Raw genomic sequence first — 20,524 nt, forward strand, 5'->3', positions numbered from 1 at the left:
TGCGGCCCGCCTGCCACTTTCGCCCCCGCCCCCGCTTGACGCACGAAGGCACGAAGCCCGAAGGAAGCCCATGTCCCATCTGGTAGTTCACGGCGGCCAGCCCCTGCGCGGCCGCATCACCCCCTCCGCCAACAAGAACGCCGTTCTCCCGGTGCTTTGCGCCACGCTGCTCACCGATCAGCCGGTGCGCCTCATCGGCGTGCCCGAGATCACCGACGTTCGCAAGATCCTCGATATCTTCCGTCAGCTCGGCAGCGACGTGAGCGTCGATTTCGAAGCCGGCACGCTCGACGTCCATCATCGAAATACGAAATTCGATCCGCGCACCGACCATTTGCCGGAAGAAATGCGCTCGTCGATCATGCTCGTGCCGCCGCTGCTCGCACGGTTCGGCGTCGCGCGTATCGAAGACAACATCAAAGGCTGCACGCTCGGTGTGCGTGAGATCGATCCGCATATCGAAGTGCTGCGCCATTTCGGCGGACGCGTCGAGCGCACCGAAGGGTCGCTGCTCATCCATGCCGACGAAGCGCGCCCCGCGATCCACCACTGGCTCGATTACGCGTCGGTGACGACCACGGAGAACTTCGTGCTGTGCGCGGCATCGGCCAAGGGCCGCTCGCAACTGAACAACGCGGCGTCGGAGCCGCACGTGCAGGAGTTCTGCCGCTTCATGCAGATGCTGGGCGTGCCCGTCGAAGGCGTCGGCACCTCGCAGCTCGCCATCGAAGGTGTGGAACGCTTCGGCGGCGGCGAATTCCGCTTCGCGGAAGACTTCCATGAGATCACCACGTTCCTGGCGCTCGGCGCCATCACCGGCGGCGAAATCACGGTCAAGAACACAGCACCGGACCAGTTCCCGCTGATCGACCGGACATTCGCCAAATTCGGCGTCAAGGTCGAGCACCGCGACGGCTGGTCGACAGCCACCGCGCCAGGCAAGCTCAAGGTGCAGGCGCCTTTCACGCAGAACATCCTGACGAAGGTGGAAGCCGCACCGTGGCCGTATTTCCCGGTCGACCTGCTGCCGATCTTCATCGCGCTGGGCGTGAAAGCAGAAGGCAGTGCGATGTTCTGGAACAAGGTGTATGACGGCGCCATGGGCTGGTCGACCGAGTTGTCGAAGTTCGGTGCGCATGTGTTCCAGTCCGATCCGCATCGCCTCATCACGTTCGGCGGCGTGCCGCTCTCGCCGGCTGTCGTGGAGAGTCCGTACATCATCCGCGTGGCGATTGCGCTGCTGATGGTCGCGGCGAGCATCGACGGTCAGTCGACCATCAAGAACGCCCAACCGATCCGGCGCGCACATCCGCGCTTCGTCGAAAACCTCTGCTCGGTGGGCGCGAACGTCGTCTGGTCGACGCCCGAGTAAGTCAGCCGCTTAGCGCCGACGACCGGCTCCCCTCCCGGGGGGCCGGGCTCGCCAGACGGGGCACGCCGACGGCAGACGACCCCCCGATCGCCCGCGCACCGGTCCTCACCCCAGCGAACCCGACGGCCGACCTTACCTGAGCCAGTCTCGTCAGCAATCGCCTCGCCTTTGCCCGACGGCACGTAACCTTTGCTCGGCGGAAAAATATTTCGCGAGCGCCGGCATCGGCGCCGCAACGGTGAAGCGCGGTCCGGCGAATATGAAAGAATGTCGACCATCATGAGCCATCGCCCCCCGCCTCCGCAACCGCTCGCCACGTCCACCCCCCGTGCGCCGGACAACGATTGGCCCGCCTCGCCGCATGCCCGTCAGTTATCGGGCGTGCGAGTGCTTGTCGTCGACGACAATCAGGAAGACCGCATGCTGCTGATGGATTTCCTCAGTCAGCAGGGTTGTCGCGTCTATATAGCGCAGGACGGCCGCGACGGCTACACGAAGGCCCGCACGGTGCAGCCCGATCTGATCCTCATGGACATCCGCATGCCCGTGTGCGACGGGCTCGGCGCCTGCCGCCTGCTCAAGGCCGACCCCGGCACTCGCCACATCCCGCTGATCTTCCTGACGGCCGCCGCCCTGCCCGGCGAGCGCGTCGCCGGACTCTCTGCGGGCGCGGTCGATTACGTCGCTAAGCCATACGACTTCGAGGAAGTGCGCCTGCGGCTGTCGATCCACCTCAAAGCCACGGCCCCTGCGCCGCTGCCAGGCCCCGCGAGCGAGCGCAGCAAGCTTGCGCCACTGCCGGTGCAAGCGCACACGCTCGACGCCGTCCTCTTTCGCGCCACGCGCGCGCTGCTGCTCGACCGGCTTGACGCCACGCCCGAACTCGCTGGCCTCGCCAGCGCGGTAGGCACCAACACGCGTCGTCTGAATCTCGCGTTTCGACGCTGTGTCGGCGTGACGGTATTCGACTTCCTGCGCGAGGAACGCATGAAGGAAGCGCGCCGTCTGCTCGCGGAGACGTCGCTCGACGTGCAGGACATTGCCGGTGCGGTCGGATTCGGCAGCGCTGCCAATTTCGCAACGGCGTTTCGCGAGCGCTTCGGCATGCCGCCGAGCGGTTTTCGCGAGCTTGGCGCTCCCCTCACGCCCATGCCCGACACTGCCGGAGCGCCCCCCTCACCATGAGTGTCGTGCTGTTCGATACACCGGCGCCAGGGCTGCGCCGGCCTCTCGTTGCCTGGCTCACCCTGACCGCCGTCTTCCTGACGCTGCTGCTGCACGGTGCCATTGCCTTTGCTGCTCCGGCCGCGAACTCACCGGCCTCGCCCATCGACCTCGCGAGCGCACCCTCACCGCTCAAGCTCGACACGCAACTGCGTCTGCTGGAAGATCCCTCCGCGCGCCTCGACGCCACGCAGGCCCTGGCCGCCCCCGGCTGGCGCGACGTCACCCCGAGCATGCTCAACCCCGGTTACAGCCGCTCGGCGTTCTGGCTGCAAGGCAGCGTTGCCAACCTCGGCAAGGAATCGGTCACACGCTGGTTGAGCGTCGGCATCGTGCGGCTCGAGGACGTGCGCTTCTACTCGATGCCCGCCGGTAGCACGCAACCGACCGTCACCTGGCTTGCGGGCCATACCGTGCCGCTCAAGCGCCACCCGATCGTGTCGGAAACCTCCGTATTCCCCATCACGCTCGCCCCCGGCGACCGGTTGACGTTTCTCGTACGGGTCGAAACACGCTCCTCGGTCAGCATCGTGCCGCAGCTTTGGCGTCCCGACGACTTCCGCGTCATCGAATCGCGTAACGTGATGATCGCCATGCTGCTCGCCGGCTCGATGATGTCCATCGCGCTCTACGCCTTCGTGCTCGGCATCGCCCGGCGCGACAAGGTGTTCTTGCTGCTCGCACTCGCCACGGTGACGCAGATTGCGCAAGACATGGCGTTTCAGGGCTACCTGTATCGCTTCCTGTTGCCGCAGGGCGGCGAATTCATCGTGCGCGCGCCCAGCTTCTTTTCGCCGATGACTGCGGGCTTCTTCAGCGCGATGGTGCTGAACTTCACCGTACTTCGCCGCGTAACGCTATGGCGCTGGACATATCGCGCCATGATCGGCGTCATGGCGGGCATGACGGTGTGGGTCGCGTTCGGCGATCACCGGACCGCCGCCTTCACGCACCTGCAACTACTCTCCGTATTCAACGTCATCTGGGTCGTATCGCTGATCGATGGCTGGCGGCGCGGCTCCGCCAATGCGCGGCTCTGCCTGCTCTCGTTCTCGCCCGGCTGCGCCGTGCTGTTCTGGCGACTGGCGATCATCAACGGCCTGCTGCCGGAAGACTGGATCGCCAACGCAGCGCTGGGATGGAGTGCGAACGTTTCCGTGCTGCTCATGCTCACCATCATCGTTGCCGGACGCTCGCGCGAACTCGTGCGCAAACAGCGCGCGGCGCAGCATGCGTTGCTCCAGGCGCGTCGCGAGGAGCAGGCGCGGCTCGCCAACGCCGTCGACACGCGCACCCGCGAGTTGCAGGCCGCCCTCATCGCCGCAGACGAGGCCAACAGCGCGAAAAACGACTTCCTCGCACGCATCAGCCACGATCTGCGCACGCCATTGACTTCGATCATCGGCTTTGCCGATCTGGTGCAGTCCGGCGGTCGCGAAGACGCCGACCGGGGGCGCATCATCCGACGCAGTGCGCACCATATGCTCGCCATGGTCAACGATCTGATCGAGTATGCGGGCGGCGGCACAGCCGACGCGTTGCAAGTCGCGCCGGTCTACACCCATGCGTTCATCGACGGCATGGTGCACGAAGGCATGAGTCTCGCGCGCAAGCATGACAACGTCTTCCTGCTCGATGTGAGTCCATCGCTGCCCCCGCTGCTCGCATTCGACGCCAAGCGCGTGCGTCAGGTGCTCGGCAACCTGCTGGACAATGCCGCAAAGTACACCGCGAACGGCACGATCTCGCTATCGCTCTCGGCCACACCGGACCCGACGCGCGCCGGCATCGTGCATGTGCGCTTCGCGGTGGAGGACTCCGGCTGCGGCATGGCGAAAGACGATCTGTCTCGCATCTTCGAACCGTTCGCGCGGCTCGACCGGGCGCGACGCTTGCCAGGTGTGGGTCTCGGGCTTGCCATCGTGCAGCAGTGGGTCGAGCGCATGGACGGCACCATCACGCTCGACAGCACGCCGGACGTCGGCACGCGCGTGGCATTCACGCTGCCACTGCGCCTGGCGCGCGAGGCAGATCTCGTGCCGCAGTCGTTCGCGGGCGCGACCCATGCCCTGCCGCCACTCGATGGCAGCGGACATCATCTCTGGCTCGCCGAAGATTCACCCGAGATCCGCCAGTTCCTGCACGACGAACTCGCGAGTCTGGGCTTCACGGTGCGTATGTTCACCGACGGAGAGGCACTCATCGCCGCATTGGACAATCCGGCGCAGACACGACCGGATCTGGTCATCACCGACCACATGATGCCCAACGCCGACGGCCTCGCCGTGGCTCGCGCGACACGTGGCCGCTGGCCCGAGGTACCGGTACTGGCGATCTCGGCGTCGCCGCAGATCGTCGCGGGCAGCGGCTACGATGCCTGCCTGCTCAAACCGATCGAATTGGCCGATCTGCGCAATGCACTCGCCCGCCTGCTCGACCTGCATCGCGACGACGCGCTCGCTGGCGCCGCGCAGCGCGGCGATGCGAACCCAGCGGACGATATGCCGCTGCTACGCCCATCGCGCGAGCATCTGTTGCAGGCCCGGCAGTTGATCGCCATGGGCGCCATTACCGATCTGATGGACTGGGCGCGACGACTTAGCGATCAGGCACCGCAGTTCGATGGCTTTGCGCGACACGTCCATCAACTCGCGCAGCGCGGCGATCTGGCCGGGCTGAGTGAGTTGTGCGCCGCCTCGTCGGCAGAGGTGACTGCATAGACCGCGGCACAGACTACAGCGGCACGCCCTGGAGCGTGCCGCTGTTCAGATGATGGTCGTGAGTCCGATACCGGTTCAGTCCCTGAGCGGCTTGTGCGCCGTCTCGCGCGCGGCGAGCAGCGCGATGGCCGTGACAGCGAGCGCCGCCGTGACGTACAGGGAAACTGAGACCGTCGTGCCGAACTCCTTGTACAAGCTCACGATGATGAGCGGCGCGAAGCCGCCGCCGAGAATGCCGGCGAGCGTATACGCCAGCGACGAGCCGGCGTAACGCACACGCGTCGGGAATTGCTCGGTGACGAAGGCCGCCTGCGGGCCGTACATGATCGCGTGGATGACCAATCCGATGACGACCGACAGCACGATCAGCGCCGGATTGGCCGTATCGAGCAGCACGAAGAATCCATACGCCCAGATCGCCGCGCACAGCACACCGAAACCGTAGACGGGCCGGCGGCCCAGCTTGTCCGAGAGCGCGCCGAACAGGGGCACTGTCAGCGCATTGCACGCCGTGCCGACCAGCACCGCCGTGAGTGCGAGCGGACGCGACAGATGCAGCGTGCCCGTCACATACGTCAGCGTGAACACCACCATCAACGCATAGAGCACATCCGAGCCGATACGCGATCCGCCAGCCACCAGAAGATTGCGCCAGTGAGAACGGAAGACGTCGGCAATCGGCATTTCTGCCTGACGGTCCGAATGCTGCATCTCTTCGAACATCGGCGTTTCCTCCACACCGCGCCGCACCCACAGGCCGAAGGCCACCAGCACGAGACTCAGCAGGAACGGCACGCGCCAGCCCCATGCCAGGAAGTCATCGGGCGAAACAGACAATGTGATGAGCGCAATGAGGCCGGTTGCGAGCAGCGTGCCGAACGACGGGCCGACCTGCGTCCACGAAGCATTCAGGCCGCGCTTGCGCTGATCGCCATGCTCTACCGAAAGCAACACGGCACCGGCCCATTCGCCGCCGAGCGCCACACCTTGCACGAAACGCAGGGCGACGAGCAGCACCGGGCTCCAGATACCGATCGACGCGTACGTCGGCAACACGCCCATCAGACCGGTGGTCACGCCCATTACGACGAGCGTCAGCACAAGCACCGCGCGCCGGCCGATCTTGTCGCCTAGATTGCCGAAAACGAAGCCGCCGAGCGGTCGCGAGACATAGCCCACGGCGTAGGTCGACAGGGCGAGAATGGTGCCGGCCAGCGGATCGAGCGACGGGAAGAAGAGATGATTGAAAACCAGCGCCGCGAGCGTGTTGTAGACGGTGAAGTCGTACCACTCGAGCGTGGTGCCCACCATGCTGGCCGTGGCGAGACGGCCCTTGTTGCTGCGCGACTTTCCGGTGGTGGCCGCCGCTTCGCGCGCGTCGCTGGTATTGGAATACGTTGTCATGGAAGTCTCCAGGGTGTCCGCGAGTTCCGGCCAATTGCCGGCCCCCGCGAGAGGGCAGCGGGACGTCAGTCGTCGTTGGCGCCAAGGCGCCACAACATGGCGAAGCGGGTGACTTCGCTGGCCGGCACGCCGTAGGAGGCGGCGAGCGTTTCAGCGGCGGTGCGAACCCTGTCCGGGTCCGTGCCTTCGATCAGCACGACAGCGTCGGCGGGAGGCAACGGGGCGTCCTTGGCGGTGAGCGAGACCGACAGCACCGGCACGGTGACTTGCAGCGTGGCACGCACGATGCCGTCACCCTGCGCCACCTCGGCGAGCTGCGCATCCAGACGCGGACGCGCCTGAGCCACCACAGCCTGCGTCATCACGAACGCGGCGAGCATGCCGCCCTGCCCTTCGCCCGCTTCGACATCGAGCGTGCCGACGCGGCGTTGCGTGCCCTGCATGCGTGCGAAGTTGCTCAGGGACCATGCCGTCTGATGCTCGAAGGCCTGGGCATACGGCTCGCTGGTGAAGACGGCGGCGTCCTGTGTGCAGTAGAGCGCCAGATACGGGCGGGCGCAGTCGTGCAACGCCTTGAAGCGACGGGCGAACTGAAAGCCCGGAATCGCCACCCGTTCCTGCATGTGTTCGCGGTCGTACCAGCGGTTGAAGTCAACTTCGAAGGCCGGATCGATATTCGTCCAGATGCAGAGTTGGGCGCGTGGAGCAGTGGCAGTCATGAGGCAATCCATCGGTTTCGACAATCGGGGGGCCGGCCGGCACGCAGGAGCGTACGGGTCGAGCGTCTAGCCGAGTGTGCAAAACGGGCGGAAATGCGTCCAACAAGAAATCAAATTCGCCGCGACAGCAAATTCTTATGACTCGCGGAGGTGCCTTGCCGGACGGGGCCAGCGCAGAGGGAAATACGGCGGCCGGGCGATGGCCGCAGGCTCAGGATTCGTTGGAGCCCCATGCCGGCGCGGTCATGGCGGCGGCGGGCGGAATGGCGATGTCCGGCCCCATGTTCAGGGCGAACTCGCTGGCCGTGCGTTGCGCAAGACGCGCGACGTTTTCGGCGAGCAGCGCCCCGGTACGGAACGACCCGACGAGCGGCAGATTGGGAAAGTTGGCGTTCACGCGCAGCAAATGCAGGCTGTGTTCACCCAGTTCACGCTGAATGATCGCGGGCGGCAGCATGGCCACTCCGAAACCGTCGGCTACGAGCCGGATGATGGCTGCCACCGACGTCATGCAATTCACCCGCACCGGCCGCTCCGCAGCGACCGAAAACATGCGCTCGAGTGTCTTGTGCGGCCCCGAGTTACGCGAAAAACTCACCAGGGGATACGCCGCCAGATCGGCCACATCGAGTGTTTCCCCTTCGAGATTGAGCTTCGGACTCGCCACCCAACGCATCGGAAACTCGGCGAGCGCCAGGTTTTCGACCCCGGCACCGTGCTGAACGTCGGTTTGCAACACCAGGTCAAGCGTGCCCGCTTCGAGCTGCTTGCACAGGTTGATGGTCGTCTCGCTCGTGACTTCGATCTCGAGCTGGGGGTAGTCGCGGTGAACGCGTGCAGCGAGATCCGGAAACCAGCTATGCACGATCGACTCGACAACCCCGATCTTGAGCACGCCCGGCGGCATGTCCGGATCGCTCAGTTCACGCTTCATCTCCTGCCCGAGCATGACGATGCGTTCGGCATATGCCAACGCTTTCTGCCCGGCCGCCGTGAGCGTGACCTCGCGGGCACTGCGATCGAACAGGCGCACCCCGAAACTCTGCTCCAGCGACGCGATCCGGCTGGACACACCCGCCTGCGTCGTATGCAGACGTTCGGCCGTCAGCCGGAAATTACGCAGCTTGGCAAGCCAGACGAAGGTTTCGAGAAAGCGCAGATTCATGCGGTGTATCGGGGGCGAGGAGGCGGCACGCGTTAAGGAGTGCCTCATTCTAGCGGGAACAGAAAAGCGGCAAGCCAACGCCCGTCGCGAAGCATCCTGCGTGGCTCCTCCAAAGATTCTTGTTACGTCGAACGTTCCCGTCATGTTTCGTTTCCGTAACGTTTTTCGACAGGCTCGGGTGGCGAGCGCTCTCCATCCCTTTAAAAATCAGATAGTTAATGACCTCGAGAGGTCTGGCACGCGATTTGCAATGAGTCATTCAACGGCCCGCCGAGGCCGGAGGGCCGAATTTCTGGAGACTGTCATGGCAACCGCCCACTTCCGCCGACCGCATCCGACAGTGGAACTCGCGCGCTGCGTGTTCCGGCAGCATTACATCCGCATCATGCAGGCCGATCAGCCGGGCAACTACGCGGTACTGGTCGATGTCTGGCCCATGGATGGCCGGATTTTCTCGAGCATTGATCAGGCCAAGCACGCGGCAATGCTGTTCATTCGCGATCTGGAAAACGACTGAGTCCACGTAAGTGATTCCGCGCCAGCGGCCCTGGCGCGGCCAACGAGACGAGACCTTCATGAAACATCACCCCACACGCCACCGCGCCCCCGAGCGCCACGCCCTGTCCGCTTTGCCGCGTCCGGCTGCCAGTCAGCACGTGGTACTCGCCCCGGCCAGCGACCCCTACGCGCGAATCGCGGTCGAGGCCTATGCGCAAGCCTGTGCCCACGAACAACCGTGGCTGGCCGAAGCCCTGCAGCGTCAATACCAGTTGGCTGGAGGCACCCCATCGAGCGCGGCCGCCCTCTGGCGTGCGTTTCACGAAGCGCAGCGGCAGGCACGCGAAGGGGAATCGTACGATGAAGCGGCCTGGACGCACGTGGCGCTGCATCTGTGCGGGGTGCTGGGGGCGATGAACTTGTAAAGGACGTTCGGCGCAATTCCCTCCGATTTTGCTCAGGGCGTTGCGCCCGGCCGACGAAAACGCGTCGGCGCAGGCATTTCTGGCATACTTCGTGCAAAGTAAATCCCCGAAGTCCGCCTGTTACCCAATGAGCAAGTCTGACGCGTCGGCGCTAACTCCGAGCCGACATCCTATTGCCACGATTTTCGGCACGCTACTCCTGCTGTTTCCCGCCGCCGCGCTTGTCGTTCCGCGCGGGGGGAACACGGTGATGTTCCTGGCGCTGGCGCTTGGTGCCGCCCTCCTCCTGACGGATCGTAAGCGCGGCGAGATTTCCTCGCTCATCAAGACCTGTCCCCACGTCCGGGTGCTCATCGTCTCGTTGTCCCTGCCGTTCTTCGCGATCCTGGCGGACGAGGTGCTCCACGGCAAGATCGTCGCGAATACGCTCGACTCTCCTGTGCGCTTCCTGCTGGCCACCATTGTGTTTTTCAGTCTGCGCAGGATCGTGGATGTCATCCCGAAGTGGGTCGATCTGACGTTCGGGGCCGGGGCTATCTGCGCGGCAGTCATGGCCTTGTACTCAACGGCCGACCTGCTGACCGCGAGAGCCGAAAGCTCGTTTCTGAACCCGATTCATTTCGGAGATATGGCGCTGCTGCTCGGCGTTCTCTCCCTGGTCTCAATTCACTGGCTCTCCCACGACAAACCGTGGACGGTCGCTTTCAAGATTCTCGGCGCCGCTGCCGGCTGCTATGCATCGTGGGCGAGCCAATCCCGAGGCGGCTGGATCGCGCTGCCGTGTCTGCTGGCGGTGTGGTTTTTTTGGCACAAGCATCCGGTCAGCATGGGCAGGCGAGCCGCTATTGCGCTCATCGCGTTAGTTTTGTTGACCAGCGCCTTTGCGTCGTCGATGGTTCGGGAGCGGTTCGAGGCCATCCGGACGGATCTCATCGGCCTGTACGCGGGGCAGCCCGATTCGTCCACGGGTATCCGGCTTGAATTGTGGAAAGCCGCAGGGAAACTTATCGAGGCGAAACCCTTGCTCGGATTGGGCGCCCACGGTTATCGCGACGCCATGCCCGCCATGGCCGCAGCCGGCATCCTGACCCCGTTGGCCGCCGATTATGGGAAGGGTGAGGTGCATAACCAGATCCTGGCATACGTGGTCGATTACGGACTGGTGTTCGGCTTGCTCAGTATTCTCGGTGTCTACATTGGGCCAGCCTATTTCTTCGTCAGGTCAGCCAAGATCCGGCATCGTCCCAGAGAGCATCGCGCTGCGCTGATGGGACTGATGACGGCGGTCGCTTTTGCCATATTCGGCCTCACCGTGGAGACCTTCAATCTGAAGGTCACCGTGGGCTTCTATTCGACGATGGTGGCCCTGTTCGCCGCCTTCGCCTATCCTGTCGACAACTCGGTCAGGACGACCGACGACAAGATTCCTGCCGCCCGGAAATAACGCTGTTCCCAACATGCTAAGCATTCTGATCCCGACCTGGAACAACCTGCCGTTCCTCAAGCTGTGTATCGATAGCGTCCGCCGCCATTCGGGCGAAGCGCACGAAATCCTTGTTCACGTGAACGACGGCAGCGACGGCACGCTCGACTGGGTACGGGAACAAGGTCTGCGTCACACCCACAGCAGCGGCAACGTGGGGGTCTGTCTGGCGCTCAATCAGCTCGCGCCGCTGGCGTCGCACGATCAGTTGCTTTTCCTGAACGACGACATGTTCGTCACCCCCGGCTGGGATACCGCGCTCATCGACGCCGCCCGTACACTCGACACGCCCGTGTACTACCTCTCGTCGGTGATGATCGAACCGAACGCCGGCGTCAGCAAACAGGTGATCTCGCGGGACTTCGGCACCACACCGGAAACGTTCGACGAGACCGCCCTGCTCGCCTTCGCGTCCTCGCTTGGCCGTGCCGACGTCAACGGCGTGCCGACACAGCCCACCCTCGTGAGCCGCAGTCTGTGGCATCTCGTCGGCGGCTACAGCATTGAGTTCGGACCGGGCATGAGCAGTGACGACGACTTCCTGATGAAGTTGTGGCTCGTCGGCTGCCGCACATTTCGCATTGTCGGCAAGAGTGTCGTGTATCACTTCGGCTGCCGGTCGACGGGCCGTGTCGTCAAGAATCGCGGCAGCCGCGAGTTTCTGATGAAGTGGGGGATGACGCAGGCAGAGTTCAAACGCGACTATCTCGATCTGGCGGGCACGCCGGCCGGTGCCGCGTTGCCCAATGTCCCCCGGCCCAGCGGCAAGAGCCGTATCAAACGCGCCCTGCACGGCAGCAAGCCGTATCCGCTCGAAGATCTTGAGCGCTGGGACGCCAACGTGCCGCATCACCTGAAGCTCGACTGAGCCGCACGGCACATACCTTCCCACCGGCCGACGCGCGTCGGCCGTGTTTCCTGCATGTCTTGATACGCGTCGCCTCAGGCACTCAATGCCGCGGGTGACGAATCTTCTCCCACGCGTGCTCAAGGCGTTGCACCGCACGGTGATCGGGGTGTCGCGTCCACCAGACACCCAACTCCCACACCATGCCGGCCAGCAACGCGATGACGACCAACGCGCCGATCGTGTACCAGATCTCACCGAATGAGGTTGCCATCACGGCCTCCCGAAAATGCTTCACGGACGACCAACGGCCATCCGTGATTTCATTTTAGGCGACCGAACCCGGCTGGCGCGCCGGGTCGGTATCAGGCTTGTGCGCCACCCACGGCGGCAAGGATCAGAGCTGGCCCATCGCCAATTGCACCGCGAGGCTGCTCACCGATACGGCGGCCCACACGCCGAGTCCCAGCAAGATGGGACGCACGCCGGTCGAGGCCATACGGCGCAGGTTCGACGACAGACCGATGGCCGTGAGAGCAACGATGATGAGGAACTCGGCGGCGTCGTGAATCCACGGTTGCAGTTCCGCCGGCACCAGGCCCGCCGTGCGGACACCCGACGCGATCAGGAAGCCAAGGATGAACCACGGGAAGATGCGGGCAAGACTGAAGTTACCGGCCCCGGCACGTTTGGCGCGGTATGCCACGATGGCCGCCAGCGTCAGGCAGATCGGGATGATCAGCGTGGCACGCGTGAGCTTGACGATGGTTGCGTAGTCGCCCGCCGCCTTGCTGTAGCTATAACCGGCGGCCACCACCGACGACGTATCGTTGATCGCCGTCCCCGCCCACATACCGAAACCGAGGTCCGACAGATGAAGCATGTGACCGAGCATCGGGAACAGCAGCACGGCCGCAATATTGAACAGGAAGATGGTTGAGATCGCGAAGGCGGTTTCGTGGTCGTCCGGCTTGACGATGGGCGTGACGGCCGCAATCGCCGAGCCGCCGCAGATCGCCGTGCCCACGCCGATGAGCAGCTTGAGCTTGTCGCCCACGCCAAGCAGGCGGCCGAGCCCCCAGGCCGACAGCCCGGCAGCGGTAATCGTGACCGCCGTGACCGCCAGCGATTCGAGCCCCGTATGCGCCACTTGCGACAGGCTCAGGCCGAAACCGAGCGCGATGATCGACCACTGGAGCACATACTTCGAGGCGAACTTGATGCCCGCTTCGTAACGGACACCGGGCGAGAACACGTTGCGAACGATGATGCCGAGGAGGATGCCGAATACCGGGCCGCCGATGAGCGGCATCTGACGGCCGAGTAACAACGCGACAAAAGCAATCACCGTCGAGAGAATCAGACCTGCCCACGGATTTTGCTGATCCGGCACCAGCGTTTCGGACCGCTTGGCCGTCGCGGGGTGGGGGGTATGGGTTTTGGTGGTCATCGCAGGCACTCCTCTGGAATGACTGCAAGTCTAAAAACTCCCCTTCAATAATAAAAATCGTTATATCGGATACGATATATCCAAATAACCGATAATTATTTCTCCCACGCATAACTCGCTGAATCGATGGAGTTTTTCGTATTCGGCGCAGATGTCCACGGGTGCAAACGTCTGCGAAGGGCCGTTACACTCGTCCTAGCCGCCACGAAGAGCGTCCAGCATTCCTATCCGGAGACCGTGCCTCATGTCGCAAGCTGCTGCCCCCCTCGCCCGCCGTGCCCAGTGGTACTTCGATTTCGCGTCCCCGTTCGCCTATCTGCAATTCGAGCGTTTCGACACACTGCCCCGCTCGCTCGCCATCGACCTCAAACCGATCGTGCTGGGCGCGGTCCTCGCGCATCTGCAAACGCAGGGGCCGGCTGAGACACCGCACAAGCGCATCTTCACCTACCGGATGGCACAGTTCCGTGCCGAGCAGGATGGCATCGCGTTTCGCATGCCGCCGGTGCATCCGTTTCACCCGATCCGCGTGCTGCGTCTGGCCGTGGCGCTCGGAGCGACCCATGACGTGGTTCGCACGATTTTCCGGTTCATCTGGGCGCAGGGGCGCGACGTCACCGATGCACAAGGCTGGCAGGACCTGAGCGAGCGCCTCGGCCTTTCCGCCGACGAGGCCATCGCGCTGGCCGAAGCGCCGCAGGCCAAGGCAGACCTGCGGGCAAACACCGACACGGCGATTGCGGCCGGGGTGTTCGGCGTGCCGACGTTTGCCTATGACGGGGAGCTGTACTGGGGAGACGACGCCACGGCGTTGTTCCGCCACTGCCTCGCCCATCCGGAATGGCTGCGTTCGCCCGACGTGGCGCGTTTGCAGCAGGTCACGGTCGGCGTGCGGCGCGAACGCTGACGCCTGCCGCCTGAGCGTTATTTCGCCCCGCCGAGGACCAGCGGCAGCGGCACGGCATCGGCCATCGCGGCATAGCCTGCATCGCTCGGGTGCGTGCCATCACCACTATCCAGGCGCGGCAGCATGCGAGTCGGCCGTGCCGGATCTCGCAGGGCGGCGTCGAAATCGATCACGCCGTCGAAAGCCCCACCTGTACGCACCCATTGGTTGACGGCCTCGCGCACCGCCTCGCGCTCGGGCGGCAGCTTGCCCGGGGGAATCGTCGTTCCGAGAATGCGCAAATTGCGCGAACGGGCCGCGGCAATCAGCGACTGGTACCCGGCGATCATGTCAGGGGCGCTCACGATCACGTGCGGCACATCGCAATCGAGTCCGCTATGGGGCGGTACATAGCCGAAATTAATGTCGTTGATGCCGATCTGCACAACAATCGTTCTTACGCCCGGCTGCTCCAGCGCGTCGCGCCGGAAGCGCGCAACGAGGCGTTCGCCGTAACAGGCCGAATCGTGCAGCAAGCGATTGCCGCTGATGCCGAGATTGAGCACCGCGATGTCACGGCGTCCGGCACTCTCCAGACGCCGCGCCAGCACATCCGGCCAACGGCGGTTCGCGTTCAGCGTGCTGCGCATGCCGTCCGTGATTGAGTCGCCGATGGTGACGATGGCCTGTGCGGGCACTTCCGGCACCACACTGAGTCCGGCCAGCCATAGCGTATTCGTAAAGCGTGTGGGATAAGCCGACGCCTGCGCCGTGTCGACGAAATCGCCCGCATCACTCAGGAACGCGGTCTGCTGCGCGATCTTGTGCCACGTTGTCGGCGGCTTGGCTTCCCGCGTGAGCAGACTGATCGCCAGCGGTGTCCCGGCGCGCACGGCGAAGGGCAGCGGGTCGCTCTCGAGCGCAGCGCCCGGTGCGATCCGCGCCATCGGCTGACCGCCGAACGTCAATACGCGAAGGCTGGCGGCATCGACCGCAGCTCCCCGCACCGACGTTGCGAGGCTTGCGCGTTCGATCACCAACGGTTGCGTGCCATAGGCGTTGGAAAAGCGCACGCGGACATCGTTGCCGGAAAGGGTGGGATAGACGATCTGACGGACCGTGCGTCCACTCACCGCCGGCGCCCGGTTGAACGACGGTGCCGCCGGATGCTGCGCCACGGCTTGCGGCGCCGTCGCCCACGCACCGACGCGAGCGTTCTGCGCGAAGACCTGCAACGGCGCGCCCGTCATCGCCACGGCGAACAACGCGCCGCTCAACGCAACACCGAGCGCTCGCAGCGCTCCGGGCGTTCGGCGCAAACCGTCGGCGGAAGAAGACCGGTGGATCAGAAACGTCGGGAGCATCGGGACAACGTGGACAATTCGGCCGGTACCGTCCGGCGACAGCCGCCATTGTGCCTGATTGTGGCCAATGGCAAATGGCTGACATGGCTGCCGCCGATACCGGCGCCACACCCGGTTTGATGTGACGAAACCCGGCGGACGGAAAACTCAGCGCGTCGAAATAACGATCGCAACGCGCCGGTTCTGCGCGCGGCCGGCGGGCGTGCTGTTATCGGCCACGGGGTTGCGCTTGCCGGCCCCAATGGTCTGAATTCCGGCGCGCGGCATGCCCGCGTCGACCAGTACATCGGCCACCGCATCGGCACGACGCCCCGAGAGTTGCTCGTTGTAGGTGTCGCTGCCTACCGAGTCGGTGTAGCCGTAGATGCGGACCTCGTTCAGACCGACCTTCACGAGCGTTGCGCCGATGCGCAAGACAGTCTGCCGCGCACCGTCGCGCAGCACGAACTTGTCGGTATCGAACAGCACCGTGTCGGACAAGCCGAATTCCCAGCCTTCGTCGGTCTGCCTAAAGCCCTCCGCCTTCAGGGCCGCGATCTGTTCGGCCGTCAGTCCGTGCACCGGCGTGGTCTGGCACCCGGCCAGTGCGCCCAGCCCCACCAGGCAGACGATGCCCAACAGCTTTCGAGCCAACGCGCTCCCGCAAGCGATGGCACGAACGATGGAGGCCGCTGACACACGGGTCAGCGGGCGTGAGCGTAAGTTGTGTGTATCAACAGCGAAGTCCAAAGCAAAATCCCCATTGCGTTGTGTAATCCGGTCGTCATTTGTGTTTACGGTGTCTTTCAGCTTAGGTGCTGCGCGCCGCCTTATCTCTTGGGGCTTTCCGCAACATGCCAGGTGCCGACGCCGGCACGCTTGGCCTGATACATTGCCGCGTCCGCCACGCGCAGTAGTGCAGGGGCGTCGCTGGCGTGCGTCGGGTACAACGCCACGCCGATACTCATCGAGGTGACAATTTCGCCGCCGTCGGGCAGCACAATCGGCTTTTCCATCGCGACGAGCACGCTCTGCGCAAGCCGCACGGCGTTCGACGTCTGCCGTACTCCCGGCAACATGACGGCGAACTCATCGCCGCCCAGGCGGGCGACCAGATCCCCCTCACGCAGCGGCTGACGCAAACGCTCGGCAATGGCCACGAGCACAGCATCGCCGGCATCATGCCCCAACTGGTCGTTGATTTCCTTGAAGCGGTCGCTGTCGAGATAAAGCAGCGCGACGTGCGTGCCGAGCTCGCGTGCGTCGGCGAGGGCCTGTGCAAGGCGCGATTCGAAATACGCGCGGTTCGGCAGCCCTGTCAATTGATCGTGATTGGCCTGATGCGCGAGCGTGGCGTTCTGCGCACGCAAATGATTCTGCCAGCCCTCGAATTCGTCGAGTAACGCGTTGAAGTCGTCGCCAAGTTCCTTCAGCTCGGCCAGTGGCGTGGCTGCGACGCGCTGATGGAACGCTCGCTCCCGGCGCACCGCATGCGCCACTTCGGCAAGTGCCCGCAGCGGTTTGACGATATCGCGATGCATTCGCATGGCGAGCACGTTCGACACGGCGAACGTCACCAGCAGGCAGGCGAGCATGCCGCCCACACCACTCATCAGGAAAACGAAGAATTGATGCCCCTCGCCCTGCACCTCGACGTAGCCGACGATTTTTTCGTCGTGACGAATTGGCAACGTGACGGGGCCGGGCAGCGCAACCTCTGCGACCATGCGCTCGACTCGCGCAAAGGTGCCGCCATCGCGCCTGCGCCACAGCGCAAACTGCGCATTGTTCGCATCGAGCACGCGCACCTGAAAGACGTCTTCGTCAGTGGCGATAAGGGCAATCGCCTCCTGCGCGGCCACCCGGTCACCGAATACGACCGCCGCCTCGGCGGTATAGGCAAGCGAGCGCCCGATGAGCATCAGATTGTTCTCGGCATACGCGCGCAGGGCGAGCCATGCCACGAGTGAGAGCGCGACGGCGGCGAGCACGACCGCAGAAACGGCCAGCCGCAAGTGCGTGCGGCGCAACACCCGCTGCAATGACGGCCCGCGGCGGCGGGCCGGCGCTTCGGTCATGTAGGGCTGAGCGGCGGGCGGCGGATCATGAGCGTCACCGGCCGGTGCGTCGGAGGAAATGTGAGGCGGCAGCAGCCCGGCGACGGGGGTGCCTGAACCAGGAGACATAGGGGGGACTGGGGGGCGTTGGGTCGTCATGGTGTCCCCACTTTTCGTGCCAGCTTCAGCACGTTGGGGTGGACACGTACGCCGCTGCGCGCGACGGTGTCGAGGTTGATGTCGAAAGTCACCCTGTCGGGATCGACATTCAGGCAAAACATCGCCCCGAGCGTGCATGAGTCGTTGCGCTCGCTGATCGTCAATATGGGATGACCGGCGATGTTCGCCAGTAATTGCCGGCGCTCGGCGTCGCTCACGGCGCCGAGATATAACGCGTCGCACAACGAACCAATTGCTGGATCGGCGACGGACATGCGTTGCGCCTCGACCGGAACGCCGCTACTCGGCAGCGGTCCCGAGAGCAGGTCGCGCGCGTAGTCGGTGTTACCGCTCACGCACAGGCGCACTTTGGCCGGAGTGCTCGGCCAGCGGGTAAAGCTGATGATGCCGAGCACCACCTGTCGCACGTTGGCTTCCCGCGTGCTGGCGGACGCGGCAGTCTCGGGCGTCTGCGCGACAGCATAACCGGGCGCAGCCCAACAAACGAGCAGCAGCAAACACGTCAGACGCGCGTGCAGACGACGAGGCAGCCGACGTTCTCGCCAGGTGCCTAGTGCCTTACCGCTCGTCGATGTCCAGACGCAATGCAACGCTGTCTTCCTTTGCCGAAAAGTGGGTCGGGGCGGGCATGCAACGCCATATCCGACTGGCGTCCCCCACAGCCTTCCGCTTGAATCAGGCCGCATGATACCGAAGGGTTCGGCCTCAGGCCAAATGAATTAGACGGGCAGAAGCGGTGCCCGCCGGCACATTGTCCTCACCTGCCGTTGCCGGTCGACGCGACTTTCGGCAAACGACCATGCACAGCATGCGCGTACCGGCGCATTTTCGGAACCCCCTTTCCCCCCGCGTTTTCCCTTGCCCACACGCGTTCTCCACGTGGCAGAATGGCATTCATAACCATTTGATAAACAACGGGAATCGAGAGATCAGATCGCTCGATTATCGAGATAAAAATCGCGACGCCAGGGAGGTGTTGCATGACGTTCCTGAACTCCGGCCGGACCGGCTTTCGGGAGGCACCGGCATGAACGATCCGGTACCTCGTCGGGTGCCCGACGTCCAAGCCGAGTTGAGCCGTGCCGCGCTCGACAGCGCGCCCTATGCCATGTTCGTCTGCACCGACGATGGCATGCTCGAGCGCATGAACGCCGCGTTCACCCGTCTGACGGATTATCAGCCGGCGGACCTGCTGGGCAAGCGCAGCTTCCTTTCATTGCTCGATCCGTCGGAACTGGCTCGCCGCCGTCTGCCCGCGCTGGCCAGCCTGTCGGCCGACGAAGCCGTGCCTTACGACGACGAATGGCATCTGCTTACCCACACGCGCAGTTGGCTGCCGGTCCGCCTGGCGCTCTCCTGCGTCGAACATGCCCCCGGCGAGCGGCGTTGGGTCGGCATCGTGCTCGACCTCTCGCAACAGGTGCAGGTCGCGTCCCGACTCTGGTACGTCACGCATCACGACCCCGTCACGTCGCTGCCCAACCAGACCTTGCTCAACGAACGGCTCGAGCTGGCCATCCATCGATGCGCACGTCAACAGGTCGGGCTGACGGTCCTGCTCGTTGAACTCGATCACCTGCGCAAGCTCCGCAGCACCTTTGGCCCGCCGGCCGCAGAGCTGGCGCTGCGCATCGCCGCCGAACGTCTTCGCGAAGCGAGCGGGCCCGAAGACGCGCTCGCGTGCCTGGGCGGCAGTCAGTTCGTCATCGTCACCAACGAAACGGGCGATGGCGCACGTCTGTTGGCAGCGCGGATTCAGGCACGGCTGGCCCAATGGGTGGACGTCGATCAGAATTCCGTCGCGCTCGACGCGAGCATCGGCGCGGTCAGCTACCCCGACCACGGCCATACGCCAGAGACACTCCTGCGCCGCGCCCACATCGCCCTCGGCATTGCGAGCGCCGCCGGTGGCGGACTGCGCTTCTTCAGCAGCGAGATGGATGCGCAAACGCGCCGGCACAATGAACTCGAGAGCCTGCTGCGCGTTGCCGTACACGAACAGGCGCACTCGCAACTGCATCTCGTCTACCAGCCGCAGGTCAGTCTGGCGGACGGCGCGATTGGTCATGCCGAGGCACTCCTGCGCTGGCGTCACCCGTCGCTGGGCGCCGTCGGTCCGGCGGAATTCATCCCGATCGCGGAAACCGCAGGGCTGATCCTGCCGCTCGGCGAGTGGGTCATGCAGACGGCCTGCCGTGAAGCCAGCCGTCTATTGCGCCGGTGCGGGCAACTGCCGCGCATCTCGGTCAACGTCTCGGCGCAGCAGTTCGCACGGCAGGACGTCGTCGGCATGGTCGAGCGCGCCCTGAACGCCCATGCGCTGGAGCCCCGCTATCTGGAGATCGAAATCACGGAGACCGTGCTGCTCGGGGACTCCAGCGCCGCCGTCGATTGCCTGCGCTCGCTGCACGATATGGGGGTGGAAATCGCCGTCGACGACTTCGGCACGGGCTATGCCAGCCTTGCCTACCTGACGCGCTTTCCCGTCCATCGCCTGAAGATCGACCAGACGTTCGTGCGCGACATGCTGACGCACGCACCGAGTCACGCCATCGTGAGCGCGGTCATCGCCATGGCCCACTCGCTCGGTCTGCGCGTGACGGCCGAGGGTGTGGAGACGAAAGCGCAGGCGCAACGGCTCACCGAGCTGGGCTGCGACGAGGCGCAAGGCTACTGGTTTGCACGGCCCGTCGACATACAAGGCATCTACCATATCGTCGCGCCGCTTGGCAGCGGCGCCCGCCGCTGACG

Annotated in this window: 18 protein-coding genes; 9 read left to right on the top strand and 9 right to left on the bottom strand. The window is 64.5% G+C overall.

Annotated features, from left to right (window positions below; translation table 11 throughout):
* The first annotated feature begins 70 nt into the window (after window positions 1–70).
* From PBR20603_RS16510 to PBR20603_RS16520, 3 genes are all read left to right on the top strand, one after another.
* Window positions 71–1,372, top strand: a complete 1,302-nt coding sequence (locus tag PBR20603_RS16510; protein ID WP_150560597.1) for a UDP-N-acetylglucosamine 1-carboxyvinyltransferase — start codon at window positions 71–73, stop codon at window positions 1,370–1,372.
* A gap of 420 nt (window positions 1,373–1,792) precedes the next feature.
* Window positions 1,793–2,557 (top strand): response regulator transcription factor, encoded by a 765-nt coding sequence (locus tag PBR20603_RS16515; RefSeq protein WP_246174785.1) that lies wholly within the window; start codon window positions 1,793–1,795, stop codon window positions 2,555–2,557.
* Window positions 2,554–5,316: an ATP-binding protein gene (locus tag PBR20603_RS16520; protein ID WP_150560599.1), complete on the top strand. Its 2,763-nt coding sequence runs from the start codon at window positions 2,554–2,556 to the stop codon at window positions 5,314–5,316. The genes PBR20603_RS16515 and PBR20603_RS16520 overlap by 4 nt, the downstream gene beginning before the upstream one ends.
* Before the next feature lie 75 nt (window positions 5,317–5,391).
* Here the strand turns inward: PBR20603_RS16520 and PBR20603_RS16525 are convergent, their stop codons facing one another.
* The 3 genes from PBR20603_RS16525 to PBR20603_RS16535 all read right to left on the bottom strand — a co-directional run bounded on the left by PBR20603_RS16525 (window position 5,392) and on the right by PBR20603_RS16535 (window position 8,604).
* Window positions 5,392–6,720, bottom strand: a complete 1,329-nt coding sequence (locus PBR20603_RS16525) for an MFS transporter (protein ID WP_217425973.1) — start codon at window positions 6,718–6,720, stop codon at window positions 5,392–5,394.
* Window positions 6,721–6,785: 65 nt separating this feature from the next.
* On the bottom strand, window positions 6,786–7,439 hold the full coding sequence (locus PBR20603_RS16530; protein ID WP_150560600.1) for a DUF4286 family protein: 654 nt from the start codon (window positions 7,437–7,439) through the stop codon (window positions 6,786–6,788).
* A 211-nt stretch (window positions 7,440–7,650) separates the two neighbouring features.
* Window positions 7,651–8,604, bottom strand: coding sequence for a LysR family transcriptional regulator (locus tag PBR20603_RS16535; RefSeq protein ID WP_150560601.1), 954 nt, complete (start codon window positions 8,602–8,604; stop codon window positions 7,651–7,653).
* A gap of 304 nt (window positions 8,605–8,908) precedes the next feature.
* Here PBR20603_RS16535 and PBR20603_RS16540 point away from each other — a divergent pair, with 304 nt between their 5' ends.
* The 4 genes from PBR20603_RS16540 to PBR20603_RS16555 all read left to right on the top strand — a co-directional run bounded on the left by PBR20603_RS16540 (window position 8,909) and on the right by PBR20603_RS16555 (window position 11,878).
* Window positions 8,909–9,121, top strand: a complete 213-nt coding sequence (locus PBR20603_RS16540; RefSeq protein ID WP_150560602.1) for a hypothetical protein — start codon at window positions 8,909–8,911, stop codon at window positions 9,119–9,121.
* 58 nt (window positions 9,122–9,179) lie between these two features.
* Window positions 9,180–9,527, top strand: a complete 348-nt coding sequence (locus tag PBR20603_RS16545; protein ID WP_150560603.1) for a hypothetical protein — start codon at window positions 9,180–9,182, stop codon at window positions 9,525–9,527.
* A 127-nt stretch (window positions 9,528–9,654) separates the two neighbouring features.
* Window positions 9,655–10,971, top strand: a complete 1,317-nt coding sequence (locus tag PBR20603_RS16550; RefSeq protein ID WP_150560604.1) for an O-antigen ligase family protein — start codon at window positions 9,655–9,657, stop codon at window positions 10,969–10,971.
* A 13-nt stretch (window positions 10,972–10,984) separates the two neighbouring features.
* Window positions 10,985–11,878, top strand: coding sequence for a glycosyltransferase family 2 protein (locus PBR20603_RS16555; RefSeq protein WP_150560605.1), 894 nt, complete (start codon window positions 10,985–10,987; stop codon window positions 11,876–11,878).
* An 82-nt stretch (window positions 11,879–11,960) separates the two neighbouring features.
* Here PBR20603_RS16555 and PBR20603_RS24190 read toward each other — a convergent pair whose 3' ends face one another.
* On the bottom strand, window positions 11,961–12,131 hold the full coding sequence (locus tag PBR20603_RS24190; RefSeq protein WP_158453314.1) for a hypothetical protein: 171 nt from the start codon (window positions 12,129–12,131) through the stop codon (window positions 11,961–11,963).
* Window positions 12,132–12,254: 123 nt separating this feature from the next.
* On the bottom strand, window positions 12,255–13,307 hold the full coding sequence (locus PBR20603_RS16560; RefSeq protein ID WP_150560606.1) for a YeiH family protein: 1,053 nt from the start codon (window positions 13,305–13,307) through the stop codon (window positions 12,255–12,257).
* A gap of 244 nt (window positions 13,308–13,551) precedes the next feature.
* Here PBR20603_RS16560 and PBR20603_RS16565 point away from each other — a divergent pair, with 244 nt between their 5' ends.
* A complete protein-coding gene (locus tag PBR20603_RS16565) occupies window positions 13,552–14,214 on the top strand; it encodes a 2-hydroxychromene-2-carboxylate isomerase (protein ID WP_150560607.1) in 663 nt (220 codons plus the stop codon).
* A gap of 17 nt (window positions 14,215–14,231) precedes the next feature.
* Here PBR20603_RS16565 and PBR20603_RS16570 read toward each other — a convergent pair whose 3' ends face one another.
* From PBR20603_RS16570 to yfiR, 4 genes are all read right to left on the bottom strand, one after another.
* The gene (locus PBR20603_RS16570; RefSeq protein ID WP_174977955.1) at window positions 14,232–15,443 is read right to left on the bottom strand and encodes an SGNH/GDSL hydrolase family protein; all 1,212 of its coding nucleotides are present in this window, start codon (window positions 15,441–15,443) and stop codon (window positions 14,232–14,234) included.
* Window positions 15,444–15,704: 261 nt separating this feature from the next.
* Entirely contained in the window at window positions 15,705–16,190 is a 486-nt protein-coding gene (gene yfiB / locus PBR20603_RS16575) for an outer membrane lipoprotein YfiB (RefSeq protein WP_246174767.1), read from the bottom strand.
* Between the two features lie 176 nt (window positions 16,191–16,366).
* Window positions 16,367–17,614, bottom strand: a complete 1,248-nt coding sequence (dgcN, locus tag PBR20603_RS16580; protein ID WP_150560713.1) for a diguanylate cyclase DgcN/YfiN — start codon at window positions 17,612–17,614, stop codon at window positions 16,367–16,369.
* A 134-nt stretch (window positions 17,615–17,748) separates the two neighbouring features.
* Window positions 17,749–18,270 (bottom strand): regulatory sequestration protein YfiR, encoded by a 522-nt coding sequence (gene yfiR, locus PBR20603_RS16585; protein ID WP_246174769.1) that lies wholly within the window; start codon window positions 18,268–18,270, stop codon window positions 17,749–17,751.
* Window positions 18,271–18,800: 530 nt separating this feature from the next.
* On the opposite strand from yfiR, the gene PBR20603_RS16590 reads away from it, so the two are divergent.
* Window positions 18,801–20,522, top strand: coding sequence for a putative bifunctional diguanylate cyclase/phosphodiesterase (locus PBR20603_RS16590; protein ID WP_150560608.1), 1,722 nt, complete (start codon window positions 18,801–18,803; stop codon window positions 20,520–20,522).
* Window positions 20,523–20,524 lie beyond the last annotated feature (2 nt).

Origin of the sequence: Pandoraea bronchicola, from assembly GCF_902459805.1 — a bacterium.
Classification (GTDB): domain Bacteria; phylum Pseudomonadota; class Gammaproteobacteria; order Burkholderiales; family Burkholderiaceae; genus Pandoraea; species Pandoraea bronchicola.